The organism is Psychromonas arctica (assembly GCF_036697365.1).
Classification (GTDB): Bacteria; Pseudomonadota; Gammaproteobacteria; order Enterobacterales; family Psychromonadaceae; genus Psychromonas; species Psychromonas arctica_A.
Genome location: NZ_JBAHZA010000012.1, coordinates 22,417 through 34,530, shown reverse-complemented (window position 1 = coordinate 34,530; position 12,114 = coordinate 22,417). Strand labels below are relative to the sequence as shown.

The 12,114-nt window shown below is 37.5% G+C and carries 8 protein-coding genes and 1 riboswitch; of the genes, 1 reads left to right on the top strand and 7 read right to left on the bottom strand.

Annotation, left to right across the window (positions count from 1 at the left end):
- Positions 1–319: 319 nt before the first annotated feature.
- The 4 genes from V5290_RS13195 to V5290_RS13180 all read right to left on the bottom strand — a co-directional run bounded on the left by V5290_RS13195 (position 320) and on the right by V5290_RS13180 (position 5,838).
- The gene (locus V5290_RS13195) at positions 320–2,008 is read right to left on the bottom strand and encodes a DUF262 domain-containing HNH endonuclease family protein (RefSeq protein WP_333386594.1); all 1,689 of its coding nucleotides are present in this window, start codon (positions 2,006–2,008) and stop codon (positions 320–322) included.
- A 919-nt stretch (positions 2,009–2,927) separates the two neighbouring features.
- Positions 2,928–3,575 carry a 3,4-dihydroxy-2-butanone-4-phosphate synthase gene (gene ribB, locus V5290_RS13190; RefSeq protein ID WP_333386591.1) on the bottom strand — a complete coding sequence of 216 codons (648 nt, stop codon included), beginning with the start codon at positions 3,573–3,575 and terminating at the stop codon, positions 2,928–2,930.
- A 94-nt stretch (positions 3,576–3,669) separates the two neighbouring features.
- A riboswitch (FMN riboswitch) is annotated at positions 3,670–3,834 on the bottom strand.
- A 242-nt stretch (positions 3,835–4,076) separates the two neighbouring features.
- Positions 4,077–4,733: a DUF2959 domain-containing protein gene (locus V5290_RS13185; RefSeq protein ID WP_333386588.1), complete on the bottom strand. Its 657-nt coding sequence runs from the start codon at positions 4,731–4,733 to the stop codon at positions 4,077–4,079.
- A 175-nt stretch (positions 4,734–4,908) separates the two neighbouring features.
- Positions 4,909–5,838, bottom strand: coding sequence for a helix-turn-helix transcriptional regulator (locus tag V5290_RS13180; protein WP_333386585.1), 930 nt, complete (start codon positions 5,836–5,838; stop codon positions 4,909–4,911).
- A gap of 125 nt (positions 5,839–5,963) precedes the next feature.
- On the opposite strand from V5290_RS13180, the gene V5290_RS13175 reads away from it, so the two are divergent.
- Positions 5,964–7,481, top strand: coding sequence for an aldehyde dehydrogenase family protein (locus V5290_RS13175; protein WP_333386582.1), 1,518 nt, complete (start codon positions 5,964–5,966; stop codon positions 7,479–7,481).
- Between the two features lie 84 nt (positions 7,482–7,565).
- Here V5290_RS13175 and V5290_RS13170 read toward each other — a convergent pair whose 3' ends face one another.
- The 3 genes from V5290_RS13170 to V5290_RS13160 all read right to left on the bottom strand — a co-directional run bounded on the left by V5290_RS13170 (position 7,566) and on the right by V5290_RS13160 (position 12,076).
- Positions 7,566–9,644 (bottom strand): DUF4962 domain-containing protein, encoded by a 2,079-nt coding sequence (locus tag V5290_RS13170; protein WP_333386579.1) that lies wholly within the window; start codon positions 9,642–9,644, stop codon positions 7,566–7,568.
- Positions 9,645–10,069: 425 nt separating this feature from the next.
- The gene (locus V5290_RS13165) at positions 10,070–10,459 is read right to left on the bottom strand and encodes a DUF3461 family protein (RefSeq protein ID WP_333386577.1); all 390 of its coding nucleotides are present in this window, start codon (positions 10,457–10,459) and stop codon (positions 10,070–10,072) included.
- A gap of 204 nt (positions 10,460–10,663) precedes the next feature.
- Complete coding sequence (locus V5290_RS13160) at positions 10,664–12,076, bottom strand: alanine/glycine:cation symporter family protein (protein WP_333386574.1); 1,413 nt, start codon at positions 12,074–12,076, stop codon at positions 10,664–10,666.
- Between the last annotated feature and the right edge of the window lie 38 nt (positions 12,077–12,114).

The following is a 12,114-nucleotide window of genomic DNA, read 5'->3' as shown; positions in this document are numbered from 1 at the left end:
GCTAAATGCCTTTCTTAACGCACCAGTTCATATAGCACATCCATGTGCTGAATGAGCTTACAGCAAACGTCCTGTTTGCTGTTGCTGAAAGTAATTTATCGTTTGGGAAAGCTCAACGGTGGGGTAGTTGTAGCCACATTGAGTATCGTTTTTTGGGGTTTTGTAGTGAAGTGTTTTAAAAAAGCAAAAGCAAAAGCAAAAGCAAGACCAGACTTCATTTTCTATTCTTCATAATACTGAACTCCCTTAAATTATGATTATATGCAGTTTCAGCTTATCTGATTGGTAGGGGAGTCCAATTATTTTGTTAGTTTTTACTTTATGCGTAAGGTAGGCGCCAGATTGCTTTCGCTTGTTTTGATAAATACTTTTGTCTAGCTTTAAGGTTGTTTTGATTCCACTTTTGATAACCGAATTTTTTTGTTAATTCATATCTACTCGTTTCATAAACACCGGATTTATGTTCAAAGTTTTTGTTACCGATAACACGATTTTTGTCTGGCTCTAATAATGTAAAATTTCCAAGCCTATAAATAAAACTCTCTTCGATATCTTTAGGAAAATTTTCATTCCATTCAGTCGATGGGTTTTCAGGTAAAACATGTTCAAGTGATCCGTTATCATACTCAAAATCAAATGAGTGCTCGGATAGATGATTTTCGATGCTATAAACTATATACCTTGCTAATTTAGCAGACCTTTTAGTTCTGATAGATTTGGATTCAAAGTTACGCTCAAAATCTTCATCACTAATATAAAGCGGCTGTAAAATGACAAAGATGTCCCTTGCTGTTTTGGCTGTTCCTATATTTATTGCTTTACACGCATCATTATATTTTGACTCTAAAGCATTTGGGTTTAAGCCTGAGACAACCATATATCTAAAGGATATTACAGAGCATATTCTTAAAGTAGAGATCCAATCATCGTGATCTAAGTATAAGTATGCATTAATCAATAACGGATAACATTGAGTGACGTTAAATAGATTCAATTCTCGAATATGTTTTTTAACTTTCTCTTTACCTTCCCATAATTGATGAGAAGAATCACTTAAAGCTGCATAAACCTCTGAAACTTCACTCATACTATTTAATAGGTCAAACGCTGTTCTAGGTGTATTAATATTTCTTTTTACCGTTTTAAACAGCTCTTTCTCTTGAATCAAACCATTTTGCATCATCCAATAATGGCGAAGGAACTTGGGGAAACCAGAGTACGAAACATGATTAATCGTTACATCCCAAATATTTTTAACATGGCTTTTATCAGAATCATCAACAATTGAAAATAGATAGTTTTTCAATAAATCTGTAACGGATAAATCTAAGCCTCGGTCATTTAATGTTTCAAAAATTAGATAAGCACTTAAATCATCTGTTGCGGTAATTTGGATAAACAACAAACTATCAGAAACATATTCAACAAAAGAAATTAATGAAGAAACATCTTCGTCCATAAAAATTTCTTCTTTGATTAATTCTTTATAATAATTAAAACAGTCGAAAAGTAATTTATTACTTTTAATAGTTGATTTGATATTTACAGGTTTTCTAAAATTAGTGATATAGGTCGAAAAGAAAGGATTATTGCTTTCATTCAATTCAATTTTGTTTTCATAGTTTAATGAAGATAACGACTTTTTACCAATGAAGTCAGTAATTAATAGTTCTATTCGCTTCTCATTGTTTTCAATATCGATTTCACGCTTAACTAAATCATTTAATGTATCAACGACAGCCAGTACTAATATGGTAAGAGTTGTTAATCGTTGCTGACCATCGATAATATCGTATTGTTTTTTGTTTTTAGATACTAAAACAACAGAACCCATATAATGTTTAGAATCATTTTTTCTGTTAGTTTCTATGTCTAACCACAGATCATTCCAATGAGTTTTGTTCCATGAATAGTCTCTTTGATATAGAGGAACTTTGAATTTATTATCACCTTTGATTATTCCACCAAAAGTATCAGTTTCTGCATTTAAAAAATTTTCTGCTGACAATGCCAACTCTCCTTGTAAAAACTAACAGCTTCTTAAACCGAAAAATTCCATATTTCTAGTGTAAATATAGAATATATTAATTTGTTAAAAATCAATTGATAATACGCAGTATGAAAAGTAAATCAAATTTATGGATGTTGAAGTCAAAATTTAATGATATTAAAAGGAAGAATCATTTCGTATTAACAACAGAAGAGCAGAATTAGTTTTTTGAATTTATATGTAACAGGAACTTTTATTTTATTGCTAGAGTAATACAAAACTCAATATGACTACAATTCGACACTGTTGAGCTTTCCCAAGCAACTAACTTATTTTAGTAAAGTACAAACAGAATGTTTGGATTAGTTGAGGCTAGTGCATGGATGCACGTCCGAAACGGTACATTTAAAACGATTATTTTAGAGGAATATTGTTTTAGTGAGCTTATACAAATTAGAACGTTCAACGCGGCTACATCAATTTCCCCGTTATATTTTTCTGAATCAATGATTGCCTTTAGCAAGGTTAGGCAGGGAGCGATTTATGCGACAGCATAGTCATATGAGCGGGCTAAGCTCTGCGTGGCCTTTGCTAGCGAACTTCGCGGCATGGACACCGCGTATGAGCGGTGCGTTAAGAAGGTAGTCATTTATTCAGATTAAAAAATATTCGGTGTGGCCTTTTCTTTGGTTACTTTCTTTTGGCCACTCAAAAGAAAGTAACACGCCGATAGGGCGGAACACCAAGCAACGATTATTCATTAAGTTAAGCGCAGACGAATTGTGATGTTAATTAAATAGCACTTCAATTTGAAAAAGCACAATTGTTGCGACAACAAAAAAGGCCATCTATATTTCTATAGACAGCCCATAAAGCTATAACTCACTTCAGTTTTAGACGTTTTGGCAATCCAAAACTACACCTAGCTATATATGAATTACGCTACCTGCTCTGCTTTAATATAATTCACTAAATCATCAATACTGACCACTGGCATATCATGTTGCTGTGCAAATTTAACGACTTCTGGTAAACGTGCCATTGAGCCATCTTCATTACTTAATTCACAAATAACACCTGCGGGTGCAAATCCTGCTAGTGTGGCTAAATCAACGGCTGCTTCGGTATGTCCTCTTCGCACCAGTACACCACCTTCAACGGCTTGTAGAGGGAATACATGACCTGGACGAGATAGGTCATCGGCTGTTGCGTTTGGTGCAACGGCGGTTTTAATGGTGGTGACGCGATCTTCTGCAGAAACACCTGTAGTTACACCGTGTTTTGCTTCAATACTCACGGTATAAGCAGTGGTATTTTGACTGGTGTTGTTGCTGACCATTTGTGGAAGTTGTAGCTTTTGCGTGGTTTTTGTTGGTAAGCACAAACATACTATGCCACTGCCTTCGCGGATCATCATCGCCATTTGTGGCGTTGTTAATGTTTCAGCAGCAAAAATAAAGTCACCTTCATTTTCTCTGTCTTCATCATCAACGACCAACACACCTGAACCGTTTTTGATTGATTGAATGGCATTTGATACACGCGAATGTGCATCACCGAATAAACTTAATAGAGACTGACTCATGGTATTTTCCTTTGAATAGTTACCAGAATCAGGGCATGAGAATAACATCACCCAATTATTAGGCGATGCTAAATAGCACTACGAATGTAATGCTTTGTGTTCTCTTTCATCCGGACTTTAACCGTCGGCTCTGGAATTAAACCAGATCTGCTGACCTTTATTGTTAGTATTACTAGGTTAAATAATCAATAAAGCGCTCGCGGGCTCACCTAACAGGTTTACCGCCGGTGGGGAATTTCGCCCCGCCCTGAGAATTGCTAAATTAAAATTAGCGCACGGATTCTAACCTTTAGGTATTTAGGAAGATAGTTGAAATTGCTTGGATTAGGTTAAATTTGTTTGGGCTTTTGGGTACTTGCTGTTTAATCGGGGCTTAAATAATGATTTGTAAGGTGGATAAAGTATTACATTGCTGGCGGTTAGTGATGCTGAGAAAGAGGGGCATAACTAAAGCATGATTAATAAGCCTTTATCATCAGGCTTATTAATCAGTTGTCGCTGTTAGCTGGCACTGTTCATTTGTTCAATGAATTTGTTTGAATCAGCGATAGATTGGTTCATATCATTAACGAGTTGTTGAATGTCTCGCTTAAGGTTGGTGAATTCGCCTTTTATCTCAGACATCGCTTGTGCATTTAAATTATGTTTTAAATACAGAACATTATCGTTTAAAGAGGATAGCACTGGTTGCATTTTGCTTTCTGAATTACGCATTGAGCGCAGCATGGTATTAAATTGCTGTTTGGTGCTCGCTAGTTTTTGGCTACTTTGGCGTTTTAAAGAGGCACTTTTATATTGTTCTAACTCTTCACTCCATTCTGTAAACAGGGCGTTGGCGACATCTTCTACTTTATCTATGTTTTCTGAGACTTCATTGGCGGCATCTAAACTAGATTGGTAGTCGTCGTTTAATGCGTTATAGGTGTTTTGTAAGTCACCACCTTGGAAGTCTATTAATGCAGTTACACGATCTAGTGCTGATTGGAACTCTTCTTGTGATTCTTCCTGCGAGTCTTTTGTTTCTTCTACTCGGTCAATAAGAATGTCACGTTTGTGAATGCCTACTTTTTCCATTGTTGAGTAATAAACTGATTCACAGCCTGATAATAGAACTGTTAGTGCGAGTAATGATGTGTATAAACGTGTCTGCTTTTTCATGTTACTTCCTATATGTAAGCGTAGGTGGTGTCAGTCGTTAGTAGGCACTTCGATAAACACAATTTTATAGTATGAATGATAAGCTCTCAGATTATAAACAGCAAGTTAAGCTGTTTACGATGCTATCGAGCGTTACGTATTTTGTGTTGGAGGTTGGCTGTTTGCTCGATTATGTTTAATTTGGGGTTATTGCTGAAATTGGGTTGTGTCTGAGTTTGTATTGGGTTGGATTAATGCCAAAAAATTTCTTAAAACTACGACTGAAATGACTGGTGCTTAAGTAACCGGTTGCAAAGCAGACTTGAGTTACTGAGTGGTTTTTCTTCAATAGATCTGCTGCCTTTTTTAGGCGTAATTGAAATAAGAAGTCCTGAGGCGTGCATCCGATTGTGCGTTTAAATTCGGAGAAAAATTTAGTACGGCTCATGCATGATAGTTTGATTAAGGCTTCTATATTGATGGCTTCCCCTAAGTGCTTATATAAGTAGGCAACCACTGAGTTGATTCCATTGTGTTCAGGATCGTTGAGGCTGTGACAAATAATAAAGTCACGCGTTTGTTCTCTTAATAACCGCGTAATTAGTTCGCTGACTGCGAGATCAACCATAAAATTTCTATCTGGATGGTTCTCTGAAAATATGTTGATCATGCGACTTAATAGGGTTTGGGTTTCTGTGTTGTGGTGAGTGTGCATTAACTTATTGTCGTATTGCCATTCTTGTTGATAGCCTGATAGCGGGACGTTTGCATTTAATTTATCGCAAACTTTTTTTACTCTGTTTTGGCTAATTTCAATGGCGATACAGGTAGTCGGTGCAGTGAGGTTAGCATTTGGGAAGTCAATTTGAATAGGGCGGTTGGGTGCCATAATAAATGATTCATGTGGGAAGAATTCAGTTTCAAAGCGTCTATGCAAACTGTGCATGATTTTTTTGCCTGAAAGCATGCCGCAAAACATCAATTGGTCAGAGGCGAGTTTTACGTTAGTAGCAGATTCGAATGTGTCGTATATGCTCAATTCTGCATCTTCTCCGGCAAAAGATGTTTTGTTCTCTACCAAAACTTGAGGCTTGTTTCTTTGATCTTGAACATGTTGAGTTATCATTTTTGTCACACTCCCTACCATTTAAAACTGACAGTCAATACTTTTGAATTAACAGTCATGCATATAAAAAATCTACGGATAGGATGAATATCACACAGAGGCATACAAATAACTGAGAGGTGTTTATGATTTATCCAAATCCAGGTTCTGCAGAGTCACAAATTACGTTTAAATCTCATTATGATAATTACATTGATGGGCAATGGGTTGCACCAGTTAATGGACAATATTTCACCAATAAAACGCCAGTAACAGGCGATGATGTATGTGAAGTTGCACGCTCAGATCAGCAAGATATTGACCTTGCATTAGATGCGGCACACAAGGCTAAACAAGCGTGGGGTAACACTTCTGTTACTGAGCGTTCTAATATTTTGCTTAAAATAGCTGACAGAATTGAAGCTAATGCTGAAATGCTGGCGTTGGTTGAAACATGGGATAACGGTAAATGTATTCGAGAGACAATGGGAGCTGATGTTCCCTTAGCTGTCGATCATTTTAGATATTTTGCTGGTTGTATTAGAGCGCAAGAAGGCTCGTTAGGTGAGATTGACCAACATACTGTTGCTTATCATTTCCATGAGCCGTTAGGTGTGGTTGGACAAATTATTCCGTGGAACTTTCCACTATTAATGGCTGCTTGGAAAATACCACCTGCATTGGCAACAGGTAATTGTATTGTGCTTAAACCTGCTGAACAAACGCCATTATCTATTTTGTTCTTAATGGAGATTATTGGTGATTTACTACCACCTGGTGTGTTGAATATTGTGAATGGCTTTGGGGAAGAGGCTGGACAAGCTTTAGCGACTTCTAAGCGTATTGCTAAGATTGCTTTTACTGGCTCTAGCCCTATCGGTAAACATATTTTGCAGTGTGCGGCAGATAACTTAATCCCTTCTACTGTTGAGCTGGGTGGTAAATCGCCTAATATTTTCTTTGCTGATGTGATGAACCATGAAGATACTTTCATCGATAAATGTTTGGAAGGCGCTGCGTTGGCATTCTTTAATCAAGGTGAAGTATGTACTTGTCCGTCACGTTTATTAGTTCAAGAGTCGATTGCCGATGAGTTTATCGAGCGTTTGATTGCGCGTACTCAAAAGATTATACAAGGCAATCCATTTGATACTGACAGTCAAATTGGTGCACAAGTTTCTAAAGCGCAATATGACAAGATTTTATCCTATATTGAAATCGGTAAAGGTGAAGGTGCAGAAGTGTTAACGGGTGGGGCCATTGAGAAGGTGGATGGGGCACATAATGGATATTACATTCAACCTACTTTGTTAAAAGGCAGTAATCATATGCGTGTTTTCCAAGAAGAGATTTTTGGCCCTGTGATTAGTATTACCACTTTTAAAGATGAAGAAGATGCTTTAAAAATTGCTAATGATAGTGAATTTGGTTTAGGTGCTGGGTTATGGACAAGAGATAGTAATGTCGCTTACCGTATGGGGCGTGGTATTCAAGCTGGACGTGTCTGGACAAATTGTTATCACCTTTACCCTGCTCATGCTGCCTTTGGTGGTTATAAACAGTCTGGTATTGGGCGCGAGAATCATAAGATGATGTTAGATCACTATCAACAAACTAAAAATATGTTGGTGAGTTATGATATTAATCCGATGGGATTCTTTTAATTGATTTTCAACGTTAATCAGTAAAACAATAAAGCCGCTTATTTAAGCGGCTTTATTTTACAAGTAAACCTTCTAAGGCCTGAGCTAAAGCTCAATCACTACATCTTCACCGTCAATATTTAGTGTTAATGTTGTATCAGTTAGGTTGTACGAAACCTCTGTTTTAGGACCGTTCAATTTGCTTGGTACTAATAGCGTTAGAATGTTGTGTTCTTTCTTCGCTTTAAACTTCGCTTCAACGTGACGGTGAATCTCAAGGTCTTTGTATTCACTTGGGTCAACTTCACCAAAGCCTTCTACATTTTCAATTGAAAGTAGATCATCTTTGCTGTCATTGATAAATGACACGTCTAGCTGTGCATTTTCACCAATAATTTTGAAAGAGTCTGCCGCTGTTTCAGTACTAAATGTTGTATGCAGTAACCATGTTAGATCTTGCTCTGACTTAAGTGTCGCTAAGTCGCGCATTACAAAGACTTTACCTTTAGCAAACCAGATTTTACGCTTGTAAGATTCAAGATCTGGATTGTGGAATTGGTAAGATGTTGATGCATCACCTTCAACAAATAGTAGATCTGATTCTGTATCAAAGTCGGTAATTTTACCGCCTGCTTCCACACAGTAGCGATCTTGATGTTCGCCTTCAAAATTAGTCGTTGTATTTTCAGCGTACTGACCTTTACCGCCAAATAACGGTAAGTTTTTAGAGAAGGTACGACGACGCCATTTGATGTGCATGTCTACGCCGAAACCACCGTAGTAACCTGTGATAGCTGCTAAAGTATCGCCAAACGCATGAAGAGTGTAGGCGTTTTGGTCACCGTGTGAATGGCTAATAGAACCAAATGGGCTGCATTTGTAAACCATGTGAATATGTTCATCACGGTTTGTCATGTTGCTATGGAAACCAGCCCAACCTGTAATTGGGAATACTTTCAGTTGTGGTTCGTCTGAAGGTTTAACTTCAGGCATATCGTTCCATAGGTAATCAAAACGTAAGTCATCGTAACCAAAGTCCCACCAACCGAAGTTATAGAATTTTGTATGAGCCTCTGTGTCACGTGCTTTCAGTTGGTTGTAGTACCAAATGTATTCTGGTTTGTTGTTAACACCAGCAAAATGCTTGATGTTGTAAGCTAATTTAAGGCCTGGGAAGTCACCAATACTTGATTGGTCACAGAAGCTAGCACGCTTAGAGTGAACAGGCATACAGTACATGATGAAATCACCTGTATTTTTGTAGAACTCTTTATTAAACATGTTGATAGATGTGTAACTTTTTAGTAAATCAAATGATTCACCTAGGAATGCCATTTGTGTATTCCAGTAGTCTGGACCTTCTGCCCAAGCACCATCTTTACCGCCCCATGGTGGGTAATGTACTGCATAGTATTCAATACCGTATTCGATGTATTCACGTGCTTTCGGGTATTCATTGTAAAGCGCGATACAAGTTGGAATAACAGCTGAAGAGATTGAACGTACCCCATGGCTGTTTAGTGGATTAGCCAGTAGATCTACCGTTACTTGTAGATGATGCATGATCTCTTCTAAACGAACGATAAGCGCTTGTTTTACTGTTTCACGTTCTGCATCAGAAAAGTAGCTGTGTAGCCAATCATAACCCCAAGCCATGGCTGCAATAACACGGAAAGCAGCTTCATCGTTGTAGCCACGAGATGTTACGCCTTCTGGATCGTAAGAAGCTAGTTGTAGTGTCCATGCTTTTGCTTTGGCGATGATCGCTTCATCTTCTAATACTATACCGGCAATCGATAGGTTACGTGTTGCATTGAAGGCTTCTTGACAACTGACGTACATTTGACGCCAGTATGGACGCCATAATGAGGCTTTGCCTACGGTTTCTTCTGGGTAAGCTTTTGGCTCTGCGTAAGGCGCTACATCTAAAAACTTATTCGTTGAGTTGTTCATGAATGCATCAAACTTACAGTAGCCTGCATCATTTTTTAGATTGGCTTTAAAAGCTGGTAAGTCTTTGCTTTGTACTAATAAGCGAGGATGTTCAACGCTTAAATTATCCAGGAAAGATAGATCAATCTCTGCCTTTTGTACTTGAACTGGCATCACGTCAAGAAGATTACCAGCAGATTTGTCGTTTTCTAATTTGATTGCTTTGATGGCATCAAAAGATTTGTTAGACATTTAAACCTCTACTTATGAAATTAATAAATTTATACCAGCCCAGCAATAATAAGTTATTCAATTGCAAGGAATGTTAATGGAATATCAGGCTATAAAGCGCCTTCAGCTAAGCACCTTATATTTTATAACAGCGTAGATTTAGTGGATCTAATGCTATTAATTCACCTTTAATAATGATCAATTTATATCATTTGTATTACTTAATTACAATAAAGTGAGAAGGGCACTATGTTAATTCGAGTACTAGGTCACAGGATCAAAGTGGGTTATTTATAAAATTTGATTTTGCTATAAAAGTAGGTTGTTGGTATTGGTATATATTGATACAAAAAAACGAACAATCTGTTCGTTTTTGGGGGGAGTGAAAGCCCTTTATTGAAACTTTCAGTATTAAGCTAAGTGAGTTATTTTTAGCTTTAAGCTACTTATTGCAGCTTGTCTAGTTTGCTTTCAATTTCTTGAATTTTGTTATCAACTACTGACTGTAAGTGTTTTAAGTCTGAGAGTACTTGTTGTTTTAGTTCTTTTTCAGTACTAACGTGTAAGCTTAAACTATCCAACTCTTTAATTATTTTATGTAGCGTTGGATTAATTTCAGATAACTCGGTCGTGCCTTGAATATGGTGTACGTGCTGACCGCCACTCACCGTTTTGATTTGACGTTGGAATTTATATTTACTGCTACGTCCAATCAACATTCCGCCTGTTTTTCGGAAATATACTTTTAAAATATCCTTATCGCCTTCCTTGCGCAGTGAATAGCGTTTGATATTTTCTGGGTTACGGATCCCGATGTCTCTAAGGTTTGGATACATTACTTCTCCTTAAGTATATTGTTGATTGTCTATAGTTTGAACTATCACAAAAAAAGATCAATTCATTTTATGGTTAATTTGGTGTTTTTTTAAGCTGAATTTTCAATAAAAAGAAGGTTTTGGAAAGTTTATAGAAGAGAAGAGTAGCAGACCTTAACAACATTCATCCATTTTGATGCTGTCAGGTCTGCGGTGTTATTTATTTTACTTTTTAGCTTCCCAAATACCTGGTTCTATTTTTCGGTCTAACTCAGGTAGTTTAGTGCGATCAAAAGTAGGGACTTTGCCGGCACTGCGTTGCTGATTGTAATCTTTTGCTAATTTAATAACTTCATTTGAAAGTAATAGTATCGCTACAAGATTAACAATAGCCATCAGTCCCATAGAAACATCAGCTAAAGACCAGATTACGTTATTACTTTGCGTTGCTCCGAAAAGAATCATCGCTAACACTGCAATACGTAAAACGATTAAACCGCGTGTATTTTTATGCTGTAAAAATACTAGGTTAGTTTCTGCGTAAGAATAGTTGGCAATAATTGAAGTAAATGCAAAGAACAACAATGCAATTGCAACAAAAGAGCCACCCCAGTTACCCACTTGGAAATCTAAAGCACGTTGCGTAATTTCTACACCGCCCATCTCTGAGAATGACTCAATACCACCTGATAACAGGATAATTGATGCAGTTGCAGTACAGATAATGATGGTATCAATGAATACACCTAACATTTGTACATAACCTTGTGATGCTGGGTGTGGAGGATAAGGTGAGGCTGTTGCTGCTGCATTTGCTGCACTACCCATACCTGCTTCGTTAGAGAATAGACCACGTTGTACCCCTGTCATAACCATTGCACCAAATGCACCACCGGTTGCTTCCTGCCAACCAAATGCAGAGTCAAAGATCATACCGATAACAGCTGGTAATTCAGCAATATTAATAACCACAACAAAAGCGGCAATCAATAAGTAAATAAGTGCCATAGCTGGTACTATTCTCTCTGCTACTTTTGCAATCCCACGAATACCAGTGAAGATAACTGCACCTGATATTAACGCTAGTACAATACCTACCGTCATTTTATCTAGATTAAATGATTCATTGAGCGCTGCTGTAATTGAGTTTGCTTGAACAGCATTAAATACTAAACCAAAAGCGATGATCAGGAAGATTGCAAACAGGCTACCCATCCAGCGTGCATTTAAGCCTCGCTCCATGTAATAAGCTGGGCCACCACGGAAGTTACCTTCTTCATCATGTACTTTATAAGCTTGCGCAAGTGTACTTTCTGCAAAGCTGGTTGCCATTCCTAGTATTGCAATTAGCCACATCCAGAAGATAGCGCCAGGTCCACCGACTGTGATTGCAATAGCAACACCTGCTAAATTTCCTGTTCCTACGCGTGCCGCTAAGCTGGTGGAAAGAGCTTGGAAAGAAGAGATGCCTTCTTTATCTGATTGGCGACTGCCTTTCATGACAGAAAAAGTATGGAAGAAATGACGGAATTGAATGAAGCCTAAACGTATTGTGAAGTAAACGCCTGTACCAATGAGTAAATAAACGAGGATTTGACCCCACAGTAAGCCATTCAAAGCATTAAGTACTGTTAACATAAAGATACCTTTTAGTGGATTGCGCGAGTCCCTTTAAA

Bases quoted from the DNA above. Each gene is read 5' to 3' on its own strand.
- ribB (WP_333386591.1), bottom strand. From the start codon at position 3,575: ATGAGTCAGTCTCTATTAAGTTTATTCGGTGATGCACATTCGCGTGTA.
- V5290_RS13185 (WP_333386588.1), bottom strand. From the start codon at position 4,733: ATGAAAAAGCAGACACGTTTATACACATCATTACTCGCACTAACAGTT.
- V5290_RS13180 (WP_333386585.1), bottom strand. From the start codon at position 5,838: ATGATAACTCAACATGTTCAAGATCAAAGAAACAAGCCTCAAGTTTTG.
- V5290_RS13175 (WP_333386582.1), top strand. From the start codon at position 5,964: ATGATTTATCCAAATCCAGGTTCTGCAGAGTCACAAATTACGTTTAAA.
- V5290_RS13170 (WP_333386579.1), bottom strand. From the start codon at position 9,644: ATGTCTAACAAATCTTTTGATGCCATCAAAGCAATCAAATTAGAAAAC.
- V5290_RS13165 (WP_333386577.1), bottom strand. From the start codon at position 10,459: ATGTATCCAAACCTTAGAGACATCGGGATCCGTAACCCAGAAAATATC.
- V5290_RS13160 (WP_333386574.1), bottom strand. From the start codon at position 12,076: ATGTTAACAGTACTTAATGCTTTGAATGGCTTACTGTGGGGTCAAATC.